General features: G+C 68.6%; 23 protein-coding genes. 10 read left to right on the top strand and 13 right to left on the bottom strand.

Translation table 11 applies throughout. From position 1 onward, the window contains the following. Nucleotides 1–2 precede the first annotated feature (2 nt). The 3 genes from BLV92_RS13555 to BLV92_RS13545 form a co-directional block, all read right to left on the bottom strand. The gene (locus BLV92_RS13555) at nt 3–1,175 is read right to left on the bottom strand and encodes a vWA domain-containing protein (RefSeq protein WP_090545669.1); all 1,173 of its coding nucleotides are present in this window, start codon (nt 1,173–1,175) and stop codon (nt 3–5) included. A gap of 34 nt (nt 1,176–1,209) precedes the next feature. After that, the gene (locus BLV92_RS13550) at nt 1,210–1,797 is read right to left on the bottom strand and encodes a GNAT family N-acetyltransferase (RefSeq protein ID WP_090545667.1); all 588 of its coding nucleotides are present in this window, start codon (nt 1,795–1,797) and stop codon (nt 1,210–1,212) included. 118 nt (nt 1,798–1,915) lie between these two features. Continuing rightward, nucleotides 1,916–2,758, bottom strand: a complete 843-nt coding sequence (locus tag BLV92_RS13545; protein ID WP_090545665.1) for an AAA family ATPase — start codon at nt 2,756–2,758, stop codon at nt 1,916–1,918. Between the two features lie 442 nt (nt 2,759–3,200). Between BLV92_RS13545 and BLV92_RS13540 the strand changes: the two genes are divergently transcribed. Next, the gene (locus BLV92_RS13540) at nt 3,201–3,566 is read left to right on the top strand and encodes a c-type cytochrome (RefSeq protein WP_090545663.1); all 366 of its coding nucleotides are present in this window, start codon (nt 3,201–3,203) and stop codon (nt 3,564–3,566) included. A gap of 88 nt (nt 3,567–3,654) precedes the next feature. After that, nucleotides 3,655–4,053, top strand: coding sequence for a c-type cytochrome (locus BLV92_RS13535; RefSeq protein ID WP_090545662.1), 399 nt, complete (start codon nt 3,655–3,657; stop codon nt 4,051–4,053). Between the two features lie 138 nt (nt 4,054–4,191). Here the strand turns inward: BLV92_RS13535 and BLV92_RS13530 are convergent, their stop codons facing one another. The 3 genes from BLV92_RS13530 to rsxB all read right to left on the bottom strand — a co-directional run bounded on the left by BLV92_RS13530 (nt 4,192) and on the right by rsxB (nt 6,257). Then, the gene (locus BLV92_RS13530; protein ID WP_090547070.1) at nt 4,192–4,626 is read right to left on the bottom strand and encodes a DUF1841 family protein; all 435 of its coding nucleotides are present in this window, start codon (nt 4,624–4,626) and stop codon (nt 4,192–4,194) included. Nucleotides 4,627–4,697: 71 nt separating this feature from the next. Next, the gene (nth, locus tag BLV92_RS13525; protein ID WP_090545660.1) at nt 4,698–5,342 is read right to left on the bottom strand and encodes an endonuclease III; all 645 of its coding nucleotides are present in this window, start codon (nt 5,340–5,342) and stop codon (nt 4,698–4,700) included. 9 nt (nt 5,343–5,351) lie between these two features. Beyond that, nucleotides 5,352–6,257, bottom strand: a complete 906-nt coding sequence (gene rsxB, locus BLV92_RS13520) for an electron transport complex subunit RsxB (RefSeq protein ID WP_090547068.1) — start codon at nt 6,255–6,257, stop codon at nt 5,352–5,354. Nucleotides 6,258–6,545: 288 nt separating this feature from the next. Between rsxB and BLV92_RS13515 the strand changes: the two genes are divergently transcribed. Then, a complete protein-coding gene (locus tag BLV92_RS13515) occupies nt 6,546–7,178 on the top strand; it encodes a TetR/AcrR family transcriptional regulator (protein ID WP_090547066.1) in 633 nt (210 codons plus the stop codon). Nucleotides 7,179–7,273: 95 nt separating this feature from the next. On the opposite strand, the gene BLV92_RS13510 is transcribed toward BLV92_RS13515, so the two are convergent. The 3 genes from BLV92_RS13510 to BLV92_RS13500 all read right to left on the bottom strand — a co-directional run bounded on the left by BLV92_RS13510 (nt 7,274) and on the right by BLV92_RS13500 (nt 10,901). Continuing rightward, on the bottom strand, nt 7,274–8,554 hold the full coding sequence (locus tag BLV92_RS13510) for a polyhydroxyalkanoate depolymerase (RefSeq protein WP_090545658.1): 1,281 nt from the start codon (nt 8,552–8,554) through the stop codon (nt 7,274–7,276). Between the two features lie 229 nt (nt 8,555–8,783). Further along, complete coding sequence (locus BLV92_RS13505) at nt 8,784–10,643, bottom strand: glycoside hydrolase family 15 protein (protein WP_090545657.1); 1,860 nt, start codon at nt 10,641–10,643, stop codon at nt 8,784–8,786. 105 nt (nt 10,644–10,748) lie between these two features. Beyond that, nucleotides 10,749–10,901 carry a DUF3096 domain-containing protein gene (locus tag BLV92_RS13500; RefSeq protein ID WP_090547064.1) on the bottom strand — a complete coding sequence of 51 codons (153 nt, stop codon included), beginning with the start codon at nt 10,899–10,901 and terminating at the stop codon, nt 10,749–10,751. 191 nt (nt 10,902–11,092) lie between these two features. Here BLV92_RS13500 and BLV92_RS13495 point away from each other — a divergent pair, with 191 nt between their 5' ends. Then, nucleotides 11,093–12,376, top strand: a complete 1,284-nt coding sequence (locus BLV92_RS13495; RefSeq protein ID WP_373681882.1) for a lactonase family protein — start codon at nt 11,093–11,095, stop codon at nt 12,374–12,376. A gap of 471 nt (nt 12,377–12,847) precedes the next feature. On the opposite strand, the gene BLV92_RS33080 is transcribed toward BLV92_RS13495, so the two are convergent. Then, nucleotides 12,848–14,470, bottom strand: a complete 1,623-nt coding sequence (locus BLV92_RS33080; RefSeq protein ID WP_425287924.1) for a DNA translocase FtsK — start codon at nt 14,468–14,470, stop codon at nt 12,848–12,850. Nucleotides 14,471–16,181: 1,711 nt separating this feature from the next. On the opposite strand from BLV92_RS33080, the gene BLV92_RS32570 reads away from it, so the two are divergent. After that, nucleotides 16,182–17,807, top strand: a complete 1,626-nt coding sequence (locus tag BLV92_RS32570) for a hypothetical protein (RefSeq protein ID WP_244283831.1) — start codon at nt 16,182–16,184, stop codon at nt 17,805–17,807. Nucleotides 17,808–18,020: 213 nt separating this feature from the next. Here the strand turns inward: BLV92_RS32570 and BLV92_RS13485 are convergent, their stop codons facing one another. Next, a complete protein-coding gene (locus BLV92_RS13485; protein WP_090545653.1) occupies nt 18,021–18,578 on the bottom strand; it encodes an META domain-containing protein in 558 nt (185 codons plus the stop codon). 204 nt (nt 18,579–18,782) lie between these two features. Here BLV92_RS13485 and purT point away from each other — a divergent pair, with 204 nt between their 5' ends. The 5 genes from purT (at nt 18,783) to BLV92_RS13460 (ending at nt 24,306) form a co-directional block, all read left to right on the top strand. Continuing rightward, a complete protein-coding gene (purT, locus tag BLV92_RS13480) occupies nt 18,783–20,006 on the top strand; it encodes a formate-dependent phosphoribosylglycinamide formyltransferase (RefSeq protein ID WP_090545651.1) in 1,224 nt (407 codons plus the stop codon). A gap of 102 nt (nt 20,007–20,108) precedes the next feature. Then, nucleotides 20,109–20,312 carry a DUF6726 family protein gene (locus BLV92_RS13475; protein WP_090545649.1) on the top strand — a complete coding sequence of 68 codons (204 nt, stop codon included), beginning with the start codon at nt 20,109–20,111 and terminating at the stop codon, nt 20,310–20,312. Between the two features lie 43 nt (nt 20,313–20,355). Beyond that, nucleotides 20,356–20,745 carry an MliC family protein gene (locus BLV92_RS13470; protein ID WP_090547061.1) on the top strand — a complete coding sequence of 130 codons (390 nt, stop codon included), beginning with the start codon at nt 20,356–20,358 and terminating at the stop codon, nt 20,743–20,745. A gap of 278 nt (nt 20,746–21,023) precedes the next feature. Further along, nucleotides 21,024–22,460 carry an aldehyde dehydrogenase family protein gene (locus BLV92_RS13465; RefSeq protein ID WP_090545647.1) on the top strand — a complete coding sequence of 479 codons (1,437 nt, stop codon included), beginning with the start codon at nt 21,024–21,026 and terminating at the stop codon, nt 22,458–22,460. Nucleotides 22,461–22,842: 382 nt separating this feature from the next. Next, nucleotides 22,843–24,306 (top strand): DEAD/DEAH box helicase, encoded by a 1,464-nt coding sequence (locus BLV92_RS13460; protein WP_090547059.1) that lies wholly within the window; start codon nt 22,843–22,845, stop codon nt 24,304–24,306. Between the two features lie 220 nt (nt 24,307–24,526). On the opposite strand, the gene gluQRS is transcribed toward BLV92_RS13460, so the two are convergent. Together gluQRS and BLV92_RS13450 are read right to left on the bottom strand one after the other, a co-directional pair. Beyond that, the gene (gene gluQRS / locus BLV92_RS13455) at nt 24,527–25,423 is read right to left on the bottom strand and encodes a tRNA glutamyl-Q(34) synthetase GluQRS (RefSeq protein WP_244283794.1); all 897 of its coding nucleotides are present in this window, start codon (nt 25,421–25,423) and stop codon (nt 24,527–24,529) included. Nucleotides 25,424–25,491: 68 nt separating this feature from the next. Beyond that, nucleotides 25,492–26,388, bottom strand: a complete 897-nt coding sequence (locus BLV92_RS13450; protein WP_090545645.1) for a sulfurtransferase — start codon at nt 26,386–26,388, stop codon at nt 25,492–25,494. Nucleotides 26,389–26,580: the final 192 nt, after the last annotated feature.

The following is a 26,580-nucleotide window of genomic DNA, read 5'->3' as shown; positions in this document are numbered from 1 at the left end:
CGTCACTTGCTCAACGCCCGCATCGCGGTTTCGAGGCCGGCGATCGTCAGCGGATACATCCGGTGGCCGAGCACCTCGCGGATGATCGACACCGACTGCCGGTATTCCCACAGCCGCTCCGGCTCCGGATTGAGCCAGGCGAAACGCGGGAAGTGGTCCGCGAGACGGCGCAGCCACACCGCGCCGGCCTCCGCGTTGTTGTATTCGACCGAGCCGCCCGGCTGCACGACCTCGTACGGGCTCATCGTCGCGTCGCCGACGAAGATCAGCTTGTAGTCCGGCGTGAAGCGGTGCAGCACGTCCCACGTCGGCGTGCGCTCCGCGTGGCGGCGGCGGTTGTTCTTCCACAGGAAGTCGTACACGCAGTTGTGGAAGTAAAAGAATTCGAGGTGCTTGAACTCGGCCTTCGCGGCGGAGAACAGTTCCTCGGTGCGGCGGATGTGATCGTCCATCGATCCGCCGACGTCGAGCAGCATCAGCACCTTCACGTTGTTGTGCCGCTCCGGGACCATCTTCAGGTCGAGCCAGCCCGCGTTCGCGGCGGTGCTGCGGATCGTGTCCGGCAGGTCGAGTTCGTCGGCCGCGCCTTCGCGCGCGAAGCGGCGCAGCCGCCGCAGCGCGACCTTGATGTTGCGCGTGCCGATCTCGACCTGGTCGTCGTAGTCGCGGAACGCGCGCGCTTCCCACACCTTCGCCGCGCTGCGCTGGCCGCCTTCGCCGCCGATCCGGATGCCTTCCGGGTTGTAGCCGCCGTTGCCGAACGGCGACGTGCCGCCGGTGCCGATCCACTTGCTGCCGCCCTCGTGACGCTCCTTCTGTTCGTCGAACAGTTGCTTCAGCCGTTCCAGCAGCTTGTCGAGGCCGCCCATCGCCTCGATCTGCGCCTTCTGCTCCGGCGTGAAGTCGCGGTCGAGGCGTTTCTTCAGCCAGTCGTCGGGCACGTCGAACGCGAGCGCCGACTTCGCCTCGATGCCGCGGAAGTACGCGCCGAACGCCTGATCGTAGCGGTCGAAGTACTGCTCGTCCTTCACCAGGGTGATCCGCGCGAGGTAGTAGAACTCGTCGAGCGACGGCGCGATGACGCGTTCCTTCAGCGCCTCGACGAGCGTCAGGTACTCCTTCACCGAGACCGGCAGCTTCGCGTCGCGCAGCGTGTAGAAGAAGTCGATCAGCATGCCGGATCTCCGTGATGGGACGCTCGCGCGAGGTTCAGCGCGCGAGCTTGAGCTTCAGGTTCGCGCGCACTGCCGGCCATTCGGACGCGATGATCGAGAACACGACGGTGTCGCGCAGCACGCCGTCGCGGCCAATCTGATGGCTGCGCAGAATGCCGTCCTGCTTCGCGCCGAGCCGCGCGATCGCGGTGCGCGACTGATGGTTCATGAAATGCGTGCGGAACTCGACCGCGATCGCGTCGAGTTTCTCGAACGCATGCGTGAGCAGCAGCAGCTTCGCCTCGGTGTTCAGCGGCGTGCGCTGCACGTGCTTTGCATACCACGTGTGACCGATTTCGAGCCGGCGGTTCGCGCTGTCCACGTTGAAGTAGCGCGTCGAGCCGACGATCTCGCCGGATGCGTCGCGCACCGCGAACGGCAGCGCGCCGAGGTTCTCGCGCATCGCGAGCGCCGCGTCGACGTAGGCGCGCTCCTGGCCCGGCGCGGGCACGCTCGTGTACCACAGGTCCCACAGCTTGCCGTCGGCGGCCGCGGCGGCGAGCGCGGGCGTGTCGTCGGCCGAAAGCGGCGTGAGGCTCACGTGCGTGCCTTGCAGCGTGACGGGCTCGATCCAGCGGCTCATGGTGTTGGGGCTCCCCGGGCGTTCGGTTGGAAGGGTGGCGTTGCGAGGCGGCGCTGCGTGTTCTGGCGGCGAAGGCGCGGCGGCGCGATGGCCCGCCGCGCCCGCCGCATCCGGCGCGTCAGCGGTTGTTGCGGTTCATGTAGATCAGCCGTTCGAACAGGCCGACGTCCTGCTCGTTCTTCAGCAGCGCGCCCGCGAGCGGCGGCATCGTCTGCCGGCCGTCCGCGCCGCGCAGCGCGTCGGGCGGAATGTCCTCGGCGAGCAGCAGCTTCAGCCAGTCGAGCAGTTCGGACGTCGAAGGCTTCTTCTTCAGCCCGGCGACGCCGCGCAGTTCGAAGAAGCTCTCCATCGCCGCGCGCAGCAGGTCCTCGCGGATGCCCGGATAGTGGACCTCGACGATCCGCTGCATCGTCGCCGGGTCTGGGAAGCTGATGTAGTGGAAGAAGCAGCGGCGCAGGAACGCGTCGGGCAGTTCCTTCTCGTTGTTCGACGTGATGATGACGAGCGGCCGGTGTTTCGCGCGGACCAGTTCGCGCGTCTCGTACACGTAGAACTCCATCCGGTCCAGTTCGCGCAGCAGGTCGTTCGGGAACTCGATGTCGGCCTTGTCGATCTCGTCGATCAGCAGCACGGTCTGCTGGTCGGCGTCGAACGCCTGCCACAGCACACCCTTCACGATGTAGTTCGCGATGTCCTTCACGCGCTCGTCGCCGAGCTGCGAGTCGCGCAGCCGCGACACCGCATCGTATTCGTACAGCCCCTGCTGCGCCTTGGTCGTGGACTTGATGTGCCATTGCAGCAGCGGCATGCCGAGCGCGGCCGCGACCTCTTCCGCGAGCATGGTCTTGCCGGTGCCGGGCTCGCCCTTGATCAGCAGCGGGCGCGCAAGCAGGAACGCGGCGTTGACCGCGAGCTTGAGATCGTCGGTGGCGACGTACTGCGAAGAACCTTCGAAACGCATGGCGGACCGCTCGCTCGAAAAAAATCCCAGTATAAGTCAGATGGGATGCCGTGTCGGACGGGGTTCGCGTATCGTCGGTGCGCCGGGCAGCGGCATGCGCGGCGTTTCGTGCGGTGGCTGCACGGCGGCCGGCGGGGCGCGGATGCGGCAGGGTTTACGCGGGCTTCGACGGTCGCGAATGCGACGCGCATCGCTCGCGCCGAAGGCCGTCCCGCCACGGCTCGCGGGGCGCTCGCGCCTGCCCGCAAAGGCTTGCCGGGCCTGGGTCGGCCGGTGGACGCACGGCGCGGCAGCGCGGTACAATCGGGACGCTTTTTTTGTCCTGCAGGCATGGCAACCAGAAGTAGCTACCAGGTAACAACCAGGTAACAACCAGAAGCAAAACGGCGCAGGTCGTTGCCCGATCAGGGCGTTCGATTCCCCTCAAGCCAGGTTGGATGCTATGAAAAAAATTGTCGGCAAGCACGTCGTGATCGGAGCACTGACGGTGTTGGCAGGCTATGCAGCCGTCGCGCACGCGGACATCGTGGGCGATCCGAAGGCGGGTCAGGGCAAGGTGGCGATGTGCATCGGCTGCCATGGGATTCCGGACTACCGCACCGCGTATCCCGAGGTCTATCACGTGCCGATCCTCGGCGGCCAGAACATGCAGTACCTCATCAACGCGCTGAAGGCGTACCGCAAGGGCGACCGGCATTTCGAAACGATGCATGCGATCGCCGCGTCGCTGACCGACCAGGACATCGCGGACATCGCCGCCTACTATGCGGCGCAGACCGCCGGGTCGAAGAACAATCCCGAGAAATAACCCGCGCCCTGCATCGACGGGACAGCAATCATCTTGCACGGGATCGGGGTCAGTGCCGAAGCGCCAGCTCCGATCGACAGGAGAATTCATGAACAAGCCCCACAAGGCCCAGGCCGTCCGCGCATCCGGCACGCTGTTCAGGACTGTCGCCGCCGCCGGCATGCTCGCCGGCGCGCTTGCATTCGATCCGGCATTTGCCGCCGACGCGGCGAACGGCAAGGTGCTCGCGGAGAGCCACAACTGCGCGGCGTGCCACGGCCCGAACCTGAACCAGCCGGTGAGCCCCGAATATCCGAAGCTCGCGGGGCAGCACGCGGACTACATCTACTGGGCGCTGCGCCAGTACCAGATGGGCACCGGCAATCCGCACCTCGGCCGCAACAACCCGATCATGCAGGCGCAGGTGCAGAGCCTGTCGCAGTCCGACATGCGCGACCTCGCCGCGTACATCGAGTCGCTGCGCGGCGACCTGATCGACAAGAAATAAGCGGCTTCGCGGCGTCCGGTATCCGCTGATACGACACTGCCCCTGATGAGCCTCGCCGGCGCGAGGCCCATCAGGGGCAGTGTCGTTTCGGCAGTCCGCCTGGTGCTTCGCGCTTGATCCGTGCCTGCTGATCCGCGCTCAGTCGCGCGATGCGCGGCGCTCGATGCGCGCGAGATACGCGTCGGTGTCCGGCGACGTGTTGGTGCGCTGCGCTTCCCAGATCGTTTCGCCGAGGCATTCCATGATCGCGTGCTGTGCGTCGTGCGTCGAGCCGAGCCGCGCGGCGAGCCGCTCGTGCGCGGCGCGGATGCCGGGCGGCTGGTCGATCGACAGTTGCTCGCTGATCGCGAGATGCATCGACAGGTGCAGGAACGGATTGCTCTGCCCGCGCTCCGGCGAGTAGTCCTGCGCGGCGGCCGCGTCGGCGTCCGTGAGTTCCGCGTGATACTCCGGATGCTCGACGATCCAGTCGGCGGCGATCGCTTCGAGCGGCGTGAGGATTTCGCCCGCGCGCTGCTTGCGCCAGGTGTCGGTGAAAAAGCGGCGGACTTCGTCGCGGCTGGGATTGAACATCGTCGTCACCAATGCGGGGTGGGGCTGCTGCGTTTCATGATAACCATGCGGGCGCGTTGCGCGCCGCGCGCTCACAGGTCGGGCGGCGGCGTCTTCGGGCGGAACTCGCACAGCGGCTCGATCACACAGTGCCAGCATTCGGGCCGCCGCGCCTTGCACACGTAACGGCCGTGCAGGATCAGCCAGTGATGCGCGTCGTGCCGGAACTCGGGCGGCGTGAACTTTTCCAGCGCGGCCTCGACCGCGCGCACGTCCTTGCCGGGCGCGAGGCCGGTGCGGTTCGCGACCCGGAAGATGTGCGTGTCGACCGCGATCGTCGGCTGGCCGAACGCGGTGTTCAGCACGACGTTCGCGGTCTTGCGGCCGACGCCCGGCAACGCTTCCAGCGCCTCGCGCGTCTGCGGGACTTCGCCGCCGTACTGTTCGAGCAGGATGCGGCTCGTCGCGACGACGTTCCTGGCCTTGGTGCGATAGAGGCCGATCGTCTTGATGTAGTCCGCGACGCCTTCCTCGCCGAGTTCGATCAACTGCTGCGGCGTGTTCGCGACGGGAAACATCCTGCGCATCGCCTTGTTCACCGACACGTCGGTGGCCTGCGCGGACAGCATCACCGCGATCAGCAATTCGAACGGCGTCGAGTATTCGAGTTCGGTGGTCGGATGCGGATTGAGGCTCTGCAGCGTTTCGAAGATCGCGCGGCGCTTGGTGGCGTTCATACGGTGCGCTCAGGAGGACGGGTCGTTGTTGTTGTCGTCGTTGCGTGGCGGCGCATCGCTGGAGGGTTCGCCGCGCGCTTCATCGGGTTGTCCGTCGTCGATGCCGATGCGGCGGCGGCGCGCCTCGGCCGCGTCGATCTGCGCCTGCACGTCCGCGCTCACGTTCTCGGTGTTGCGCGGACCTTCGCCGCGCACCGCCAGTTCGGCTTTTTTCTGGCGCGCGCGTTCGAGCGCGGCCTGGATGATCGCGCGCTTCTTCGCTTCCGGATCGTCGGCTGCGGCCGTCGCGGGTGTCGCGGCGGACGTCGTCGCAGCCGCCGCGCTCGCCGTTTCATCCTTCGCCGCGGCCTGCGGCGGTGACGCCGCCGCGTGGCGGCGCGCGGCGGCGCGCGCCTCGGCCGCGTCGCGCTCGCGCGCGAGCCGCGCGGCGCGGCGGTCGTGACGCAGCCGCGCGGCGTCGGCCTGCTGCTGGGTCCATGCGTCCCAGCCGGTCGCGTCGCCGGTCACGGGGATCATCGCGATGCAGTCGACCGGACACGGCGCGACGCACAGGTCGCAGCCGGTGCACAGGTCCTTCACGATCGTGTGCATCTGCTTCGGCGCGCCGACGATCGCATCGACCGGACATGCCTGCATGCACAACGTACAGCCGATGCACAACTGTTCGTCGATGAACGCGACCGGACGCGCGCGTTCGACGCCGTTGACCGGATTGATCGGAATGACGGGTTTGCCGAGCACGCGCGCGAGCCGCGCGACGCCCTCGGCGCCGCCGGGCGGGCACTGGTTGTAGTTCGCGGCGCCGGCTGCGACCGCTTCGGCGTAAGGCCGGCAGCCGTCGTAGCCGCACTTCGTGCATTGGGTCTGGGGCAGCAGATCTTCGAGGCGATCTGCGAGAGTCTTGGAATCGGTCACGGTCACGACATCAGGGCGGGCCGGGGAGCCGGCTGGCCGGGACGGGCGCTGCCGCATCGGGGTGCGCGCGGCACTTGCGTCAAAGGTCGCATTATCGCCGATTTCCCGGATTGCCATCGGCATGTCATGTGCCATAATCAAAGCGCTTAATACGATAGACCGTAGGATTCTCGGGTGTTGTCCATGTCCATTAACCTGGCGCGCCCCGTGCAACGCCGTCGGAGCAGGGAGTGGAGGGACCCGTCGGCGCGATCCGGATAACGCGGCTCAACAAGCATGATTGCCAACATGAATCAGCCGAAAATCAAAAGAGATCCTGAGGGCACGCGTCGCCGCATTCTGCTTGCCGCGGCGGAAGAATTCGCGAATGGAGGGCTGTTCGGCGCGCGCGTCGATCAGATCGCGCGTCGCGCGGAAACCAACGAGCGGATGCTGTACTACTACTTCGGCAGCAAGGAGCAGTTGTTCACCGCGGTGCTGGAGCATGCGTTCGGCGCGCTGACCGAAGCGGAGCGCACGCTGGACCTGTCGGGCCTCGCGCCGGTCGAGGCGATCACACGGCTCGCGCACTTCGTATGGGACTACTACCGCGACCATCCCGAACTGCTGCGTCTCGTGAACAACGAGAACCTGCACGAAGCGCGCTACATGCAGAAGTCGTCGCGCATCCGCGAAATGATCTCGCCGATCGTTGCGACGCTCGGCTCGATCCTGTCGCGCGGCGAATCGGCGGGGCTGTTTCGCTCGAACGTCGATCCGCTGCGTCTTTACGTGACGCTGTCCGGCATGGGGTATTACATCGTGTCGAACCGCCACACGCTCGCGGCGACGCTCGGGCGCGACTTCAGCACGTCCACCGAGCGCGCGGAGATCGTTCAGTTGAATACGGAGATGCTGCTCGCGTTCCTGATGCGCAAGTAAGCGCGCGGCCGACGCGGGACGCCGCAGGTCGCGGCACAACGAAAAAGGGCGGCGCAGTGCGCCGCCCCTGTTTCCTGGTTCGTTGCGTTATCCGCTTATGCGACCACCGCGCGTTCGGCGGGGCTGCTCTTCACGTGATTGTGCTGCCGGATGAAGTCGCGCAACTGCGGGTAGATGATCGTGCGCCAGCGGCGTCCGGCGAAGATCCCGTAGTGGCCGCACTTCTCGGCCGTCAGATGGTGTTTGTTTTCGGCCGGAATGCCGGTGCACAGGTCCTGCGCGGCGCGCGTCTGGCCGCTGCCGGAGATGTCGTCCAGTTCGCCCTCGATCGTCAGCAGCGCGGTCTGCGTGATGTCCTGCGGACGCACGCGCTCGCCTGCGACATCCCATGTGCCTTCCGCGAGCCGGAACTCCTGGAACACGATCCGGATCGTCTCCAGGTAATACTCGGCGGCCATGTCGAGCACCGCGTTGTACTCGTCGTAGAACTGCCGGTGCGCTTCGGCATCCTCTTCGTCGCCGCGCAGCAGGCTCTTGTAGAAGTCCCAGTGCGACGCCGCATGCCGGTCCGGATTCATCGCGACGAAACCCGCGTGCTGCAGGAAACCCGGATACACGTGACGCCCTTCGCCCGGATAGTTCGCCGGCACCGGATGAATGACGTTGTTCGCAAACCATTCGAGCGAGTGCTGCGTCGCGAGCGAGTTCACCGCGGTCGGGCTGCGGCGCGCGTCGATCGGACCGCCCATCATCGTCATCGTGAGCGGCGTGTCCTCGCCGCGGCTCGCCATCAGCGCGATCGCCGCGAGCACCGGCACCGTCGGCTGGCAGACGGACACGATATGCAGGTTCTTCGCGCCGATGTGGCGGATGAATTCCTGGATGTACGCGATGTAGTCGTCGAGATGGAACGGGCCGGCTTCGAGCGGCACCATCCGCGCGTCGACCCAGTCGGTGATGTACACCTTGTGGTCCTGCAGCAGCGTGCGCACGGTGTCGCGCAGCAGCGTCGCATGGTGGCCGGACAGCGGCGCGCACACCAGCACGACCGGCTCGTCCTTCAGCGTCGAAACCGCGGTGCTGTCGTCCGCATAACGCTTGAAGCGCAGCAGGCGGCAGAACGGCTTCTCGATGATCGTCTGCTCGACGATCGGAATGTTGAAGCCGTCCTTCTGGATCTGGTGGAGATTGAACTCGGGTTTCTCGTAGTCTTTGCCGAGCCGGTACAGCAGTTCATAGCCGGCGGACAGCCGGCTGGCGCCGGGAACGAGGGAGAACGGGCTGGCCGGATTCGAAAACGACTTCGACGCGGCCTGGGCCCAGGCGGTCAGCGGGCTCAGCAGCGCGCGCTGGAATTCACGGAATTGGTAGAGCATGGGCGCTCCAGCATGGGGCGGTTCGCACCCGGTCGCACTGCAGTATGTCGTGCTGCGCGCGGCGCAGTAGCGGGCCTTCGTAAGGTTATAGACAGGTTTTTAGGCCATTGGCTTGGGTCCGATCATATCGGAGGCCGTCTGATTGTGCAACGCAACAACCGTTGCGCGCCGCACACGTCACGGGCCTGTCATGCGGGTGTCGAACCCATGATCTAGCGCGCTTTTACGGTCATGCAGGGAGGTCCGCGTCGCGTGCGATTTCCTCCTCAAGCCCGTCGCAAGCGGGATGCCCGGTTTCTTCCGCGATCTGCTGTTCGTGGCGCATCAGATTGAGCCCCGTGTGAACGAGCGCGACGTGTGAGAACGCCTGAGGGAAATTCCCTACGAGCCGGCGCGCGATCGGATCGTATTCCTCGGACAGCAGGCCGACGTCGTTCGCGAGCGACAGCAGGCGTTCGTACATGCGCCGCGCGTCGTCGACGCGCCCTTGCAGCGCGAGGTTGTCCACGAGCCAGAAGCTGCACGCGAGGAACGTGCCCTCGCCGGGCGGCAGCCCGTCGTTGAACTCGGTGGTGCGGTAGCGCATCACGAAACCTTCGCACAGCAGGTCGCGCTCGATCGCGGCGACCGTGCCCGCGATGCGCGGGTCCGCCGCCGGCAGGAAGCCGACGAGCGGGATCAGCAGCAGGCTCGCGTCGAGTTCGGTGCCGTCGTAGATCTGCGTGAACGTGTTCAGCTCCGTATTGAAGCTGCGCTCGCAGACGGTCGCGTGGATCAGGTCGCGCACCTCGCGCCAGTGCTCGACCGGGCCGGGCAGGTCGAACTTTTCGGCGGACGCGATCGCGCGGTCGAACGCGACCCACGCCATCACCTTCGAGAACGTGAAGTGCTGGCGGCCGCCGCGCGTTTCCCAGATGCCTTCGTCCGGCGCGTTCCAGATCTTCTCCAGGTGTTCGAGCATCGTGCACTGGATCGACCATGCGGTGTCGTCCGCCTGCAGCCCGCCGACGCGCGCCAGGTGCAGCGCGTTCATCACTTCGCCGTACACGTCGAGCTGCAACTGGCCGACCGCGTTGTTGCCGATCCGCACCGGGCTCGCGCCTTCGTAGCCCGGCAGCCAGTCCACCTCGGATTCGGGCAGGCGCCGCTCGCCGGCGATCCCGTACATGATCTGCAACTGCTCCGGCGAGCCGGCCATCACGCGGCCGAGCCACGCGCGCCACGCGCGCGCCTCGTCGTAGTGGCCGCCGCGCATCATCGCGAGCAGCGTGATCGTCGCATCGCGCAGCCAGCAGTAGCGGTAGTCCCAGTTGCGCGTGCCGCCGAGCTGCTCGGGCAGCGACGTGGTCGGCGCGGCGACGATGCCGCCGGTCGGCTCGTACGCGAGCGCCTTCAGCGTGATCAGCGAACGGCGGATCGGCGCGGCCCAGCGGCCGGTGACGGTGCTGCGCGACGACCAGTCGGACCAGAAATTCTCGGTGCGCGCGAGCGCGGTGAACGGGTCGCGCGGCGGCGGCACGCGCAGATGCGACGCCGCATACGACATCGAGAACGGCACGCGTTCGCCTTCCTTCACGTCGAACGTCGCGACCGTGTGCATGTTCTCGCCTTGCAGGTCGACCGGCGTGCGCAGCACGACAGTGTCCGGCCCGACGATCGCCTTGATGCCGCTTTCATAGGTGAGCTGGCTGACCCACGGCACCGAGAAGCCGTAATCGAAGCGCAGCACCAGCTGCATCTCCATGCGCACGGTGCCGCGCCGGCCGACGACGATCCGCACGAGTTCGGACCAGCCGTTGCCGGGCGGCATGAAGTCGATCAGCGTGACCGCGCCGTCCGGCGTCTCGAAGTCCGTTTCGAGGATCAGCGTCTCGCCGCGATAGCGGCGCGTGATCGTTACCTGCTGCGCGTCGTCGGGCGCGGGCGCGATCAGCCAGCGGCCGTTCTGCTCGGTGCCGAGCAGCGCGGCGAAACACGCGCCGGAGTCGAAACGCGGCCAGCAGAGCCAGTCGATCGAACCGGCGCGGGACACCAGCGCGGCCGTATGGCCGTCGCCGATCAGGGCATAGTCTTCGATGAGTGCGGGCATGGTAAGCGAGTTGACAGGCGGTTCACGGCCGCGGCACGCACAGCTTAGATGCAGCGGGGGCGCTCGCGCAACGCGCTTTGTTGCAACAATGTCCGCGGGCGCGCGTCACAGATGCGCCGAATTCATCCCGAAGATGCCGATCAGCCCGATGATGATCAGGTATAACGCGACGATGTAGTTCAGCAGTCGCGGCACGACGAGGATCAGAATGCCGGCGATCAGCGATGCGAGCGGGCCGAATCCGAGGGTGATGTTCATCATGGCTCCCGAGGTGACGGGGCGGCCGGCCCGCGCGCCGATGCGCGCGTTCCGGACGCAACCTTTTATACTGCGTGCCGTACCTTCACAACGACGAACCCAATCCGCCCGGCGGGCGTGGCGGGTGCGCGCGGCGTGCCGGCACGGGCGTTGCGGTGCCGGCCGTTCCCGTTTATCGCAAGGAGGTCGACATGTTCCGAAACTGCCGGTCTGCACGCGGCGTGCCTGACGGCGCGAATGACGCGAACGGCGTCGCGTCCACCGTCGCGCGTCAGCGTCATCCGTTCAACCTGCTCATCAAGGGTCTTGCCATCATGGCTTCGGTCGCCGCCGCGCACGCGTTCGCGCAGTCCCCGTCTCCGGCCATGCCCCGGGACGGCGTGTACGACATGATCGTCGGCACCTATACCGGCGGGAAAAGCGAAGGGCTGTACGTGTACCGCTTCGATACGAGGACCGGCGACGCGACGCCCGTTTCCGTCGCGAAGACCGTGAACCCGTCGTGGCTCGTCGTTAGCCGCGACAACCGCCATGTGTACGCGGTCAACGAACTGCCCGGCGACAACGGCCCGGCGACGCAGCGCGGCAACGTCAGCGCGTTCCGCTTTGATCCGCAGGCCGGGCAGCTGACGTTCGTGAACCAGGTGTCCGCGCAGGGCAACGACCCATGCTATCTGAGTCTGTCGCCGGACGGCCGTTATCTGTTCGTCGCGAACTATTCGGTCGCGGCCGATCCTGGCGGCAGCTTCGCCGCGCTGCCGATCCGGCAGGACGGCTCGCTCGGCGACGCGGCGCTGACCGCCCATCACGAAGGCAGCGGTCCGGTGAAGGGACGGCAGGACGGCGCGCACGTGCATTCGACGGTGTTCTCGCCGGACGGCCGGTATCTGTTCGCGCAGGACCTCGGCACCGACCGGCTGTATGCGTATCGCTACGCGCCGGATGGGGACAACGGGCCGGTGTCGCCGACCGATGCGGTCGAAACCGCGCTGAAGGCGGGCAGCGGGCCGCGGCATCTGCTGTTCAGCGGCGACGGACGGCATGCGTATCTGACGAGCGAACTGGCCGCGACCGTCACCGTGTTTCGTTATCGCGACGGCAAGCTGGCCGAAGAACAGGTCGAGCCGCTCGCGGAGCCGGGTTTCAAGGGGGCGGTCGGCGGGTCGGCGCTGCACCTGTCGCCGGACGGTCGCTTCCTGTACGTGTCGAACCGCGGCGATGCGAACGACATCTCGATCTTCGCGGTCGATGCGGATAGCGGGCGGTTGAAGCGCGTCGGACGGCAGTCGAGCCTCGGCAAGTCGCCGCGCGAGTTCGCGATCGATCCGACCGGCCGTTGGCTGATCGTCGGCAATCAGAACAGCGACACCGCGTATGTGTTCCGGCGCGATCCGCAGACCGGGCTGCTCGGCACGGACCCGAAGCGGATCGATATCGGGTCGCCGGTGGATTTCAAGTTCGTATCGCCTTCCTGAGCGCGACGGTTGAAGGCTGGGTGTTCCTGGCGAAGGCTGGGGCCGTGATGAACGGGCCCCGGCCTTTTCCGTTTCTGGCACGGCTGTTTCGGCATAACGCGGGCGGGGGAAACGCTCGATGGATCGGGAGAATCATCCATCGCCCGTATCGCGTTTGCGTGGTCGCAGTCAGCATTTCACGTGGCACGGGTTAGCGATCGGGATGGCGTGCGCGTCGCTCAATCCCGCTGAGAGGCTGTCGAACCGGCTCTGTCCGCGGTGGATTGCAGGGGGTGGGCGGCGTGCTGGAAATGCCCGGCGCGGGTGTATGGTGCGTCGTGCCCGAGCCGACGATGGCCAGCCCGGATCTCGCGAACCGCATCGGGCTATCGCTGGTATCGTCCGGGCGATGCATCGGCAGGTGTTGCGAGGCGCAGCGCGAGTGCTCGCCGATCGGCGGCGTCGACGCACCGACAGCCGCCACCCCCGCACCTACTCCGCCGCCCCCGGCGCCAGCACTTCGCGACTCCCGTTGATCCCCATCGGCGACACGAGTCCCGCCGCCTCCATCTGCTCGACGAGCCGCGCCGCGCGGTTATAGCCGATCCGCAACTGCCGCTGCACCGACGAAATCGACGCGCGCCGCGTGCGCACGACGAACGCAACCGCTTCGTCGTACAGCGGGTCGGCCTCGGCGTCCGGCGTCTCGCCGAACAGGTCCTGTTGCGCGCCTTCCGTCGCCGGGCCGTCGAGGATGCCTTCGATGTACTCCGGCTCGCCGAACTGCTTCAGATACTCGACGACGCTGTGCACTTCCTCGTCCGCGACGAACGCGCCGTGCACGCGCTGCGGATAACCGGTGCCGGGCGGCAGGAACAGCATGTCGCCCTGGCCGAGCAGCGATTCCGCGCCCATCTGGTCGAGGATCGTGCGCGAGTCGATCTTCGACGACACCTGGAACGCGACGCGCGTCGGAATGTTCGCCTTGATGAGCCCGGTGATCACGTCGACGGACGGCCGCTGCGTCGCGAGGATCAGATGGATGCCGGCCGCGCGCGCCTTCTGCGCGAGCCGAGCGATCAGTTCCTCGATCTTCTTGCCGGCGACCATCATCAGGTCGGCCAGCTCGTCGATCACGACGACGATCATCGGCAGCGTGGACAACGGTTCCGGGTCGTCCGGCGTCAGCGAGAACGGGTTGCCGATCTTCTTCTCGTGCGCCTGCGCGTCCCGGATCTTCTGGTTGAAGCCCGCGAGGTTGCGCACGCCGACCGCCGACATCAGCCGGTAGCGCTTCTCCATCTCGCCGACACACCAGTTGAGCGCGTTCGCGGCGAGCTTCATGTCGGTGACGACCGGCGCGAGCAGATGCGGAATGCCCTCGTACACGGACAGTTCGAGCATCTTCGGGTCGATCATGATGAGCCGCACTTCCGCGGGCGTCGCCTTGTACAGCAGCGACAGGATCATCGCGTTGATCGCGACCGACTTGCCGGAGCCGGTCGTGCCGGCGACCAGCATGTGCGGCGCCTTCGCGAGATCGGTGACGACCGGCAGGCCGACGATGTCCTTGCCCATCGCGATCGTCAGCTTCGACGGGGAGCGCTGGTACGGGCCGGATTCGAGGATCTCGGACAGGCGGATCATCTGGCGGCGCGCGTTCGGCAGTTCGAGGCCCATGCAGGTCTTTCCGGGGATCGTCTCGACGACGCGGATCGACGTGAGGCCGAGGCCGCGCGACAGGTCCTTCATCAACCCGACGATCTGGCTGCCGCGCACGCCGAGCGCGGGCTCGATCTCGAAGCGCGTGATCACCGGCCCGGCCGACGCGCCGACGACCGCGACCGGCACCTTGAATTCCTGCAGGCGCTGTTCGATCAGCTGGCCGGTCTGCGCGAGCTTTTCTTCGGAGATCGGCTCGATTTCGGACGAGGCGCGGTCCAGCAGGTCGAGGCCCGGCAGTTCGACCGCGGAGGCCGCGGGCGGGCGGAACTCGAAGGTCGTCGGCGCATGGCCGCGGACGACGGGGCGCGGGGCGGCTTCGGCGGGGGCTGGCGTTGGTTCGCCTGGTTCAGAGCCGGGTGTCGCGGTTGTGGGCGGTTGTTCTGCGATCACGTTCGCGACCGCGGAGGGTGATGCTGCCGACGGTTGTTGTGCGATCGGATCTGCTGCGGGCGCGGGCGTCGCGGTTGCGGACGGCTGCTGTGCTGCCGGGTTTGCCGCGAGCGTTGCCGTTGCCGATATGTTCGGCTGCTGAGCGACGGGGTCTGCTGCTGGCGTGGGCGTTGCGGCGACGAACGGCGGCTGTGTTGCTGTGTTCGCAGACGGCGTCGCCGGTACGTGCGGCTGTTGCGACGAGTTGGTGGACGCGGATGCCTCTTCGGACGCGGAAGGCGGTTGTGCCGCGTGCGTCGTCGCCGGCAAGGATGGGGGCAGGGCTGCGGCAGCGGTCGCAGGTTCCGGATGAGCCGGCAACGACGCGGCGACGGATGGCGGCGACACAGGCATTGACGCGAGCGTCAGCAGCGGCGTTGCCGAAGGTGCGGCCAGGATGGGTCGCTGCGATGCGCTTGCGGCAGGCGTCGTCGCTGCCGATCCAGGCGCTTCTGCTCGCGGCGTGGAAGGCGATGACGAATGCGCGAGCGATTCCGGCGACGGCGTCGGATCGGTCGCGTCCGGTTGTGCCGGCGACGTTGATGCTGCGACCGTCGGCGTGCCGGTTGCCGTGTCGTGCGGGGCGAGCGTTACCGGAGGCTCGGCTCGCGCGGCTTCCTGCGGTGCGGGCGGCGCAGGATCAAACGAATGCGCGTTGTCCGTAGGCGAGGCGGTTGTTTGCGCGGACGTTTCCTCAACGCGTGCGTCGGTGCTGATTCCTGAATCTGCGGTAGCGGATCGAAGCGTATCGATTGCCGCAGAGGGCGTTACGAGCGGTGTCGCTTCCCCTGGCAGCGGTGATGCCGCCATGGCTGCGACTGGAGCGGCCCCCGTCGCCGGGACAGCTGCGAGCACAGCGGCTGCCACAGACGGCAGCTCCGTATCTGTCGTCGTCGCGACTGCCGGTGCAGCGGCCCCCGCTGCCGCCGATGAATCCGCGTGAGGAACGGCGACTATTTCCGCTGTAGACAGATTCGCGGGCGTGTCCGGAAGATCTGCGGCCATCGCGGGCGAAACGATTGCGTCTGCGGCGAGAGCGGAAGCGGCAACTGACACGGCCGATGCCGAAGGCCGGTCGGCCGCATCGGATTCATCATGCGCAGGCGTGAGCGGCTCGTCCGATGCGAGATCGATCGGGTGTCGCGTGGTGTCGTCAGGCAACGACGACTCACCGGCTTGCGAAAGTTGCACGACGTCGGGCTGCCATGCCAAGGCCGCCGACGGCAACGCGTCCGTGAACGGCAACGCATCGTCAGGCGCGACCGCATCCAAAGGTTCGGCCGAACGTGTCGTTTCGACGGAAGCAACTGGTTCGACATCGAACGCAGCCGATGGCGTTCCGGCGGGCTCATTGTCATCGAGCAGGACCCACGGCGCGAGGCCGTTTTCGGCAGCGGGCCATCCATCGCTCGCACTGGCACGCCCGGTTGTACCGTCGTTGTCACGCACGGGCTGAATGGGGGCGGCCGGCTTCGGAGTGAGCGGCGCTTCCGGCAGGGCAGGGGGAGTTTCAGCCAAGGCGGCCGATCCATCGGAGGCCGCATCCGGCGCGACCGACGAAACCGCGCTCACAACATCGGGAGGACCGTCATTGACCGCGACGGAGTCCGCGCCGATCGCGTAGGAAGAAGAAGCCCCATCGACCGCGCCGTTCTCCAGCGGCGGCTCCGCATTGCCCATCCCGGCACGCCGCGCGGGATTTGCGCCGGCGAGTGCCGTCCACCGCGCGGCGTTCTCCTCGATCGCGCGCAGCGTCGCGGCGACGTTTTCCGACGTAGGCGTCCGTGGCGGCTCGTCGTTCGACGCCGCCGCCGGCCGGGAAAACGCCGGCGCGCTGCTGCTGCCCGCAGCCACTGGCGAGGCGCTCGACGATTGCGCATGCGCCGGCGCTTGCGGACTACGCGGCGTCCAGACATACGGCCGAGGCGGTTTGACCGTCCGCGCTGCCGGCGCGGCGGCGGCGGCGCGCGCCGCGGTGCTGCCGGCTACCGGCGGCGGACCGCCGCGACCGCGCGCCGTCGCGCCGAACGGCTGCGCGTGGCCGGCCGATCCGGAAGGCGTCGCAAAACCGTGCTGGGCGACGACGGCCGCCGCCGCGACCGCCGACGACGACGCATGCAGCGGCGGCCGCACGACGCCGGCGGCGGGGACGGGCGGCACGTTGCGAGCGGAGGTGGCCGTGCGCCATGACTCGGCGTTGTCGATGCCGGCCGGCATGCGCCGCGCGGCGGAAGTCGTGGAGCGCGCGCGCGCATCGGCTGCGGCGGCGCCGCTGCCTTGTGACGTCGCAGACGAACGCGATCCCGAAGGCGTATTGCGAAGCCACTCCGCCGGCGCAACGGGTTCGGTGCGTGTCCATTCGCCGGACGCGTCGGAGGGTGCAGGCGGCTTTGGCATTGCCGCCGGCGGTGACATAACGGGTTCGGACGCGCGCGCAGGCGCGGCCATCCCGGCGCCTGCCGGTTCAGCCATGCGAGACGAGCGTAGCGGCATCGCCCCGCCAGGCTCGGCCGTCCGCGACGGCATCGACAAAGCCGATTCACCCGCACGACCCGCCACCGACGAACCGCTGAACTTCGGTTCGGCCCGCGATACAGCGGGACCGGCGGCGAACCCGCCCGCAGGCGTCGCGCCTTGCGCCGTCCCTGCGGCGGCCATCGCGCCCGCCGCCGAACCGCCACCCGCCGCCGTCCCACGCTGCACCGTCGTCGTCGCCGGCGGCCGCCACACGGTCGGCCGCGTCCAGCGTTCGCCGCGGCGCGGCTGCGCGCCGTTCGTCGCGGATAGCGTCGTCTGCGGCAGCGGCGTCTCGGCCGCCTGCGCGCGCCGGCTGCGGCGCTCTTCGCGCGGCGTGTCGTCGTCGCCGCGTCCCGGGCCGATGCCGAGCCCCAGCCCGAGCGACAGGTCGGCCCAGGCCAGCACACCGCGCCAGCGGAAGTCGAGCAGCCACGGCAGCGCGGCGACGAACAGCACCGCCATCGCCACCGGCGCGGCGATGTGTCCCGCGAGCTTCGCCAGCCCGCCCGCGACGAGATGCCCGAACGCGTTGACGCCGGCGATGTCGATCAGCGCCGCCTCCAGCGCGCAGCTCGCGACGAGCACGCCGACGAAGCCGAGCCATAACCGGATCGTGCCCGGCCCGCGCAGCCCCGCGCCGCCGGGCAGCACGGACCTGACGAGTCGCCAGACGAGAGGGAGGAACCAGACGGCCGATGCGCCGAACCAGCCGAGAACTACCGTGTGCATGCCGGAAATCAAGGATCAAAAGGGTTTGCGACCCGCCGAGTGTAACCGGTGACGCGCGGCCTCCGAAGGTCGGCCCCGGGAGCCGGCCGCCGAAACCGGCGCGCCGCCGTCGCTGCGCGCCGACGCATCGCGCGCGGGCAACGACACAGGTAACAACGCGGTCAATCGCGTGGTCAACCACGCGGATAACAATGGGCGTAACAACGGGCGTAACAAAAAAGGCAGCCGCGCCGGGTCTCGACGCGGCTGCCCGACAGCAGGACACTCACGGCTTGCGCTGCGTGAACGTCAGGCGGTCGCCGTTTTCGAGCACCAGTTGCAGTTCGCGCGGCTCGCGCCACTGCACGCCGCTGCGTGCGATGTGCGCGAGCGCGTCGAGGAACGCGGGCTCGATGTCGCCGCCCGGCCCGACGCACGCCATCCGGGTGCCGGCGAGCATGCCGAACGACAGCAGGCCATCCTTCAGCGTATAGCTGCCCATGAACCGGTTGCAGCCGGAAAAGCCGCTCGCGTGACGCTGGCCGGTCGCGGTGGACAGGTCGAGCGTCAGCGGCTGCGCGCCGGCATCGCCGGACGGCACCGCGCGGGCCGTGCCGTCCGCGTGCTGCCAGCCGGTCAGCGTCCATTGCGTGTTGTCGAGCAGTTGCGTCGCGGCCGGGTTGAACGGATCGGCCGGCGCGGCGGACCCGTCCGTGTGGACCGGCAGCGCGCACGCGGCGAGCAGCGCGGTCAGCGTGACGAGCGCGGCCAGCGGCGCGAGGCGGGACGCGGCGCGCGACGCGATCGAACGCGCGGGGGTGAGCAAGCGGGTGCGAGCGGACATCGCATCGTTCCTCGTAAATCGGCGAAGGCGTAAGGGTAACGCAGTAGTGGGGCCGCGCGCGAGCCAAAACGTCGGCGCACCGGCCGCCGCACGCGCTCGCGCAATGCAGGCGTGCTGCGGCCCGCGCACACGTCGATGCGGCGCACCTGCGTGTTAACATCGGCGCTCTTTCGTTTCGTGCAGCTTTTTCATTCTGGAGACATCATGCAGACCGCCCCTCGCATCGGCACGCCGCTTTCCCCGTCGGCCACCCGGGTGATGCTGCTCGGCGCCGGCGAACTCGGCAAGGAAGTGATCATCGCGCTGCAGCGGCTCGGCGTCGAAGTGATCGCGGTCGACCGTTACGAGAACGCGCCTGGCCAGCAGGTCGCGCACCGCGCGCACGTGATCGACATGACCGACCCGCTCGCGCTGCGCGCGCTGATCGACGCCGAGCGTCCGCATCTCGTCGTGCCCGAGATCGAGGCGATCGCGACCGATGCGCTGGCCGCCGTCGAGAGCGAGGGCGTCGCGGAAGTGATCCCGACCGCGCGCGCCGCGCAGCTGACGATGAACCGCGAAGGCATCCGCCGTCTCGCGGCCGAGGAACTCGGCCTGCCGACGTCGCCGTACGCGTTCGCGGATTCGCTCGACGAACTGCGCGCGGGCATCGCGAAGGTCGGTTATCCGTGCGTCGTGAAGCCGGTGATGTCGTCGTCGGGCAAGGGGCAGTCGGTGCTGAAGAGCGAGACCGACGTCGAGGCCGCGTGGCAGTATGCGCTGGCGGGCGGGCGCGTGAATCGCGGCCGCGTGATCGTCGAGGGGTTCATCCACTTCGACTACGAGATCACGCAGCTGACCGTGCGCGCGATCGACCCGGCGACCGGCGAAGTCGCGACCTCGTTCTGCGACCCGATCGGCCATCGCCAGGTGGACGGCGACTACGTCGAATCGTGGCAGCCGCAGCCGATGAGCGCGCTCGCGCTGGAGCGCGCGCGCGACGTCGCGCACAAGGTGACGGCGGCGCTCGGCGGGCGCGGCCTGTTCGGCGTCGAGCTGTTCGTGCGCGGCGACGACGTGTGGTTCTCCGAAGTGAGCCCGCGTCCGCACGACACCGGGCTCGTCACGCTGTGCACGCAGCGTCTGTCCGAGTTCGAACTGCATGCGCGCGCGATCCTCGGCCTGCCGGTCGATACGGCGCTGCGCAAGCCGGGCGCGTCGGCGGTGATCTACGGCGGCGTCGACGCGCGCGGGATCGCGTTCGAGGGCGTCGCACAGGCGCTCGCGGTGCCGGAATCCGACCTGCGGCTGTTCGGCAAGCCGGAGAGCTTCGTGAAGCGGCGGATGGGCGTCGCGCTCGCGGCCGGCGCGAACGTGGACGAGGCGCGCGAGCGCGCGCGCCAGTCGGCGTCGGCGGTGCGTCCGGTGGCGGGCGATGCGGCGAAATGACGAGGGGCGGGCGGCCATGCAGCGGTTATGCGACGCAATGGCGGCGGCCGGGACCGGCGGATGCGGTTCCGGCGGCTTCCAATCCTTCGCCGGGGTGACACGATGACGAACTCGCCGAATGCCCGCTCGCGCGGCCGGTCGATCGCGCGGTGGCTCGTGGTCGCGCTGTGCGGCGCGGCGCTGTCCGGCTGCGGTCTCGCGGCCGCGCCGTGCCGGGTCGCGTCCGCGGGACTGAAGATCGTGCCGGTCGTCGGCCATGTCGCGGCCGCGCCGACCGACGCATGCGCGGACGTGATCGATCCGTGACGCACCCGCCGCGTCCGGCATGCGGCAACAGCGGGAGAACGCAATGAACGAAAGACGGTTCGCGGTGGCGCGCGCGGCGCTGAGCGCCGCGTTGATCTGTGCGCTGGCCGGCGTGGTTTCGCCCGCGCACGCGGCCGCGTCGGTGATGCGCGAAATCCAGTTGCAGTCGCGCCACACGTACCGCTACACGTGCGCGAACGGCAAGACGTTCCGCGTCACGTACCTGAACGCGACGAACGGGCAGAGTTTCGCGCTCGTGCCGGTGGGCGGTCGCAACCCGCTGCTCGTCGCGACGGTTTCCGGATCCGGCGTCCGCTATCAGGCGGACCGCTACACGTGGTGGACAAAAGGGCCGCGCGCGGACCTGTACGACGCGATGGCCGGCGAGAATGCGCAGCCGGTCGTCGCCGGCTGCGCGACGATCATGCGCTGAACGCGCGTCCACAACCGCTCCCTTTTGCTCCCAAGGCGCCGGCGCGCTGTCGCGCGCCGTTCATCGCATCGGCGTACGCTGTCGGCACCGGCCGGGAAGCGTCCGCCTCATCCTGCGTCGAAGCCGCGCATGGCTGGGCGGCACCGGTCCGCTTACGTTTCTCCGACAGCGCCGCCGCGACCCGCGCCGGGTTCGCGCGTTGCTACCCCGGACGGCATCCCGCGAGCGGCGACGCCACACCGCGCCGACGCCGCGCCGCGCTTCCAGGAGGATCTGCGATGCTGAAGCCGACGTATCCGTATTACCTCGCGAACGAGCCTGTCGCCGCGAACACCGATCTCGAAGTCACCGACAAATACACCGGCGAGGTCGCGACGCGCGTCGCGCTCGCGGACGCCCCGGCAATCGACCGCGCGATCGCCGCCGCCGACGCGGCACAGCCTGCGCTGCGCGCGTTCCCGCCGTTTCGCCGCCAGGCGGTGATCGAGCACTGCGTCGCGCGTTTTCGCGAGCGTTTCGACGAAATGGCGATGGCGCTGTGCATCGAGGCCGGCAAGCCGATCAACGATTCGCGCGGCGAGGTGTCGAGGCTGATCGACACGTTCAAGGTCGCCGCCGAGGAGGCGGTGCGCATCGACGGCGAGATCGTGAACCTCGAAATCTCCGCGCGCGCGAAGGGTTATCGCGGTTACGTGAAGCGCGTGCCGATCGGCCCGTGCTCGTTCATCTCGCCGTTCAACTTCCCGCTGAACCTCGCCGCGCACAAGGTCGCGCCCGCGCTCGCGGCCGGCGTGCCGTTCGTGCTGAAGCCGGCGAGCCGCACGCCGGTCGGCGCGCTCATCATCGCGGAAGTGCTCGCGGAAACCGATCTGCCGAAGGGCGCGTTCTCGGTGCTGCCCGCGCATCGCGACGGCGCGGACCTGTTCACGACCGACGAGCGGTTCCGGCTGCTGTCGTTCACCGGCTCGCCGGCGGTCGGCTGGGACCTGAAGAAGAAGGCCGGCAAGAAGAAGGTGATCCTCGAACTCGGCGGCAACGCGGCCGCGATCGTCGACGCGGACCAGCGCGACAGGCTCGACTACGTGGTGGACCGGCTCGCGTTCGGCGCGTTTTACCAGTCCGGGCAGAGCTGCATCGGCGTGCAGCGGGTGCTCGTGCACGCGTCGCTGTACGACGCGCTGCGCGAAAAGTTCGTCGCGAAAACGAAGTCGCTGAAGATGGGCGACCCGAAGGACGAAAAGACCTTCGTCGGCCCGATGATCTCCGAAGCGGAGGCGCGCCGGCTCGCCGGCTGGATGGACGCGGCGGTGAAGGCGGGCGCGAAGATCGTAGCGGGCGGCCACGTCGAGCGCGCGATGTTCGAGGCGACGCTGCTGGAGAACGTCGGCCGCGATACCGACCTGTATCGCCGCGAGGCGTTCGGGCCGGTCGCGATCCTCGAACGCTTCGACGACTTCGGCGCCGCGCTCGCGACCGTCAACGACAGCGACTTCGGCCTGCAGGCCGGCGTGTTCACCGATTCGCTCGCGCACGCGCATCGCGCGTGGGACGAACTGGTGGTCGGCGGCGTCGTGATCAACGACGTGCCGTCGTTCCGCGTGGACAACATGCCGTACGGCGGCGTGAAGGATTCGGGACTCGGGCGCGAGGGCGTGCGCTATGCGATCGAGGACATGACGGAGCCGCGCCTGATGGTCGTACGCGAGACGTGGTGACGGGGGTGGTGAGGGCAACCCCGGCGCGAATCGGGGCGAGACTCGTGGCGAGACCCGCGCCGATACCGCCGGGGCGGCCGCGCGGCGCGGAAGAGACAGGCCGGCGCGCTGTCCATGGGTATTTGTGCCAAGGTGCTACAATGCTGCGCTTTCGGCGGCTCGGCGCCGGCCTGCCTTTCCAGTGCGGCCGCGCGGCGCCGAATGCCCGGGGCGGCGCATCCGCGCGATCCTGCCGCCGATCGGCAATCCCGACGCCCCGTCCGTACGCCGGCGTCGTTCCTCCGGCGTTACTGCATCTGCGACCTGACGGGCAGTCCCCGATCGGGCCGCCATGCGGCGCGTCAGCGCCGCCGCGCAAGCGCGCCTTTATAGCGAAGCCACCATGTCCGACACAGCCGTCACGCCCAGCACTGCGACCTTCGATCAGTTTGGCCTTGCCCCCGACATCCTGAAGGCGATCCGGGAACAGGGCTACACGACGCCGACGCCGATTCAGGCGCAGGCGATTCCGGTCGTGCTCACCGGCCGCGACGTGATGGGCGCCGCGCAGACCGGCACCGGCAAGACCGCGAGCTTCTCGCTGCCGATCATCCAGCGGCTGCTGCCGTCCGCGAGCACGAGCGCGTCGCCGGCGCGCCATCCGGTGCGCGCGCTGATCCTCACGCCGACCCGCGAACTCGCCGACCAGGTCGCCGCGAACGTGCGCCTGTACGCGCAGCACACGCCGCTGCGCAGCACGGTGGTGTTCGGCGGCGTCGACATGAATCCGCAGTCGGCGGAACTGCGGCGCGGCGTCGAGATCCTGATCGCGACGCCGGGCCGCCTGCTCGACCACGTGCAGCAGAAGACCGCGAATCTCGGCCAGGTGCAGATGCTGGTGCTCGACGAGGCCGACCGGATGCTCGACATGGGCTTCCTGCCGGACCTGCAGCGGATCCTGAACCTGCTGCCGAAGGAGCGTCAGACGCTGCTGTTCTCCGCGACGTTCTCGCCGGAAATCAAGAAGCTCGCGTCGACCTACCTGCGCAATCCGCTGACGATCGAGGTCGCGCGCAGCAACTCGACCGCGACGAACGTCACCCAGGTCGTCTACGAAGTCGCGGAAGGCGACAAGACCGGCGCGGTCGTGCAACTGATCCGCGACCGCGGGCTCAAGCAGGTGATCGTGTTCTGCAACAGCAAGATCGGCGCGAGCCGGCTCGCGCGGCAACTGGAGAAGAGCGGCGTCGTCGCGACCGCGATCCACGGCGACCGCACCCAGGGCGAGCGGATGCAGGCGCTCGACGCGTTCAAGCGCGGCGAGATCGAGGCGCTCGTCGCGACCGACGTCGCCGCGCGCGGCCTCGACATCGTGGAACTGCCGGCTGTCATCAATTTCGATCTGCCGTTCAACGCCGAGGACTACGTGCACCGGATCGGCCGCACCGGCCGCGCGGGCGCGTCCGGCGACGCGCTGTCGCTGTGCAGCCCGAACGAGAAGAAGCAGCTCGCGGACATCGAAAAGCTGATCAAGCGGCCGCTCGACGTGCAGCGCCTGACCGTCGACGTGCCGGTCGCGCATCATCACGAAAGCCGCAGCACGAGCGGCGGCGGCCGTCGCGAGCGCGACAGCCACGAGGCGCGCGGCGAGCGCGGCCATCGGCGCTCGCCGTCGTTCGACCGGCCGCACCACCGGCAGACGCCGCCGGTCGACGACTTCTTCCTGAAGCCTTACGAGCCGTCGCCGGCCGCGAAAGAGGCGGACGAGAAACCGGCGTCCGCGCCGCAGAAGCCGCAGTCGAAGCAGCCGCTCGCCGCGCTGCTCGGCGGGTTCGGGATGCCGCGCAAGACGTCTTCGTCGTCCTGACCGGATTGCTTCGTCGCCGCGGGTCGCGCGGCTGACGGGGGCGATTCAACGGCGTGCGCGCTTCGGCGGCACGCCGTTTTGTTTTGATGCGCCGGTGTCGTTCGTTGTGGCGCGGTGGTTCCAGGCTCGACCGGTAATGGGCGGTAGCCGACGCGAGAGGGGCGCGTTTCATCGCCGTCGCAGCCGACCTGCGCGGGCGGCCGCGCACCGTCAGCGCCGGTCAGCCCGCCGACAACCGCGTGAGCCTGCGCGTCCACGCGTGCGTCGCATCCGCATAAAACGCATCCAGCGACGCGGGTCCGTCGTCGCGCAGTTCGAGCCCGAGATGCCGCGCGGCGGCGACCAGCGCGTCGAGCGGCCGCGACGCATCCAGCGGCTGCGCGCCGTTCTGCTTGCTGAGTTTTTCTCCGTGTGCGTTCGTGACGACCGGCACGTGCATCCACGCGGGCGTCGGCGCGCCGAGACAGCGTTGCAGCCAGATCTGCCGCGCGGTCGAGTCGAGCAGATCCGCGCCGCGCACCACGTGCGTGATGCCGGCCGCGGCGTCGTCGACGACGACCGCCAGCTGATACGCCCATTGCCCGTCCGCGCGCAGCAGCACGAAGTCGCCGACCTCGGTCGCGAGATCCTGCTGCTGCGGCCCCTGCCAGCGGTCGTCGAAGCGGATCAGCGCGGCGTCGCCATCCGGCACGCGCAGCCGCCACGCGCGCGGCGGCTTGCCGTGCAGCCCGTTGCGGCAGGTGCCCGGATAGATCAGCGTGGTATTGCGCTGGTGCGCGTGCAGTTGCGAATCCGCGATTTCCTTGCGCGTGCAGCCGCACGGATACACGTGGCCGTCCGCCGTCAACCGGTCCAGCGCCGCGCGATAGCGGTCGATGCGGCGGCTCTGCCATTCGGGCGGCTCGTCCGCGTGCATGCCGAAGCGCGCGAGCGTCGCGAGAATGTCGTCGGCCGCGCCGGGGACCGTGCGCGGTCCGTCGATGTCCTCGATCCGCACGAGCCATGCGCCTTCATGCGCGCGCGCATCGAGGTAACTCGCGAGCGCCGACACCAGCGAGCCGAAGTGCAGCGGCCCGGTCGGCGACGGCGCGAAGCGGCCGCGGTAAGGTGGACTCAAGCGCACGTTCAAGCTCACGTTCAAGCTCACGTTCGAGCTCACGTTCGAGCGCCCGCTCAGGCGCATGTTCACGCGGCGTGCGCGTCCGCCGCGTTGCCGGCTTCGGTCGCCGCGCGTTCCGCGCGCTGCGGATGGCACGCGGGGCAGCTCTGGCCCGCGACGTACAGCGGCGACTGCTGCTCGTGCGGCGTGACGACCGCGCGGCACGCGAAGCACTGCACGGTGGCGGTCGGTTCGAGTTGCGGATTCAGCGCGGTGCGCTGATCGAACACGAAGCAGTCGCCGTGATAGTGCGCGCCGCCGACTTCCTCGAAATACTTCAGGATGCCGCCTTCGAGCTGATACACGTGGTCGATGCCGACTTCCTTCATGTGGATCGCGGCCTTCTCGCAGCGGATGCCGCCGGTGCAGAACGACACGACCGTCTTGCCTTCGAGGTCCGCGCGGTGCGCCTCGATCACGGCCGGAAATTCGCTGAATTTATCGATGCGGTAGTCCAGCGTGCGGTCGAACGTGCCGACGTCCACTTCGAACGCGTTGCGCGTGTCGAGCATCACGACCGGGCGGCCTTCGTCGTCGTGGCCGCGGTCGAGCCATGCCTTCAGCGTGCGCGGCGCGACCGACGGCGCGCGGCCTTCCTCGGGGCGGATCGCGGGTTTCTTCATCGTGATGATCTCGCGCTTCAGGCGCACGAGCATCCGGTTGAACGGCCGGTTCTCCGACAGGCTTTCCTTGAACTGGAGGTCCGCGAACCGGCCTTCGAACAGCGGGTCGTGGCGCAGGTAGTCGATGAACGCGCGCACGGTTTCGATCGTGCCGGCGACGAACAGGTTGATGCCTTCCGGCGCGAGCAGGATCGTGCCGCGCAGGTCGAGCGCGCGGCAGCGTTCGAGCAGCAGCGGACGCCATTCGACGGTCTTGTCGAGCGTCACGAACCGGTAGGCGGAGAGATTCAGGATTTGCATGACTTCTTGAACGGAGTGGACGCGTTCGCGGGCCGGCTTCGCGGCGCGGGCGCAATCCCGCATTATCCCTCAACCCGGCTTTGCGCCACCCGCGCGGTCCGTTCGCGGCGTGCCACGGCGAGCATGATCGACGCATGGCCGCGGCCCCTGGCCGGATGGCCGACGTGCCGCATCCGCGCCGCGCGTTGCCGG

This window comes from Paraburkholderia caballeronis (assembly GCF_900104845.1).
Classification (GTDB): Bacteria; Pseudomonadota; Gammaproteobacteria; order Burkholderiales; family Burkholderiaceae; genus Paraburkholderia; species Paraburkholderia caballeronis.
The sequence above is the reverse complement of the archived record's forward strand: the minus strand, read 5'-3'. Positions and strand labels throughout refer to the sequence as shown.

Coding starts and splice junctions, on each gene's coding strand:
- BLV92_RS13555 (WP_090545669.1), bottom strand. CDS start 1,175: ATGCTGATCGACTTCTTCTACACGCTGCGCGACGCGAAGCTGCCGGTC.
- BLV92_RS13550 (WP_090545667.1), bottom strand. CDS start 1,797: ATGAGCCGCTGGATCGAGCCCGTCACGCTGCAAGGCACGCACGTGAGC.
- BLV92_RS13545 (WP_090545665.1), bottom strand. CDS start 2,758: ATGCGTTTCGAAGGTTCTTCGCAGTACGTCGCCACCGACGATCTCAAG.
- BLV92_RS13540 (WP_090545663.1), top strand. CDS start 3,201: ATGAAAAAAATTGTCGGCAAGCACGTCGTGATCGGAGCACTGACGGTG.
- BLV92_RS13535 (WP_090545662.1), top strand. CDS start 3,655: ATGAACAAGCCCCACAAGGCCCAGGCCGTCCGCGCATCCGGCACGCTG.
- BLV92_RS13530 (WP_090547070.1), bottom strand. CDS start 4,626: ATGTTCAATCCCAGCCGCGACGAAGTCCGCCGCTTTTTCACCGACACC.
- nth (WP_090545660.1), bottom strand. CDS start 5,342: ATGAACGCCACCAAGCGCCGCGCGATCTTCGAAACGCTGCAGAGCCTC.
- BLV92_RS13515 (WP_090547066.1), top strand. CDS start 6,546: ATGAATCAGCCGAAAATCAAAAGAGATCCTGAGGGCACGCGTCGCCGC.
- BLV92_RS13510 (WP_090545658.1), bottom strand. CDS start 8,554: ATGCTCTACCAATTCCGTGAATTCCAGCGCGCGCTGCTGAGCCCGCTG.
- BLV92_RS13505 (WP_090545657.1), bottom strand. CDS start 10,643: ATGCCCGCACTCATCGAAGACTATGCCCTGATCGGCGACGGCCATACG.
- BLV92_RS13500 (WP_090547064.1), bottom strand. CDS start 10,901: ATGAACATCACCCTCGGATTCGGCCCGCTCGCATCGCTGATCGCCGGC.
- BLV92_RS13495 (WP_373681882.1), top strand. CDS start 11,093: ATGTTCCGAAACTGCCGGTCTGCACGCGGCGTGCCTGACGGCGCGAAT.
- BLV92_RS13485 (WP_090545653.1), bottom strand. CDS start 18,578: ATGTCCGCTCGCACCCGCTTGCTCACCCCCGCGCGTTCGATCGCGTCG.
- purT (WP_090545651.1), top strand. CDS start 18,783: ATGCAGACCGCCCCTCGCATCGGCACGCCGCTTTCCCCGTCGGCCACC.
- BLV92_RS13475 (WP_090545649.1), top strand. CDS start 20,109: ATGACGAACTCGCCGAATGCCCGCTCGCGCGGCCGGTCGATCGCGCGG.
- BLV92_RS13470 (WP_090547061.1), top strand. CDS start 20,356: ATGAACGAAAGACGGTTCGCGGTGGCGCGCGCGGCGCTGAGCGCCGCG.
- BLV92_RS13465 (WP_090545647.1), top strand. CDS start 21,024: ATGCTGAAGCCGACGTATCCGTATTACCTCGCGAACGAGCCTGTCGCC.
- BLV92_RS13460 (WP_090547059.1), top strand. CDS start 22,843: ATGTCCGACACAGCCGTCACGCCCAGCACTGCGACCTTCGATCAGTTT.
- BLV92_RS13450 (WP_090545645.1), bottom strand. CDS start 26,388: ATGCAAATCCTGAATCTCTCCGCCTACCGGTTCGTGACGCTCGACAAG.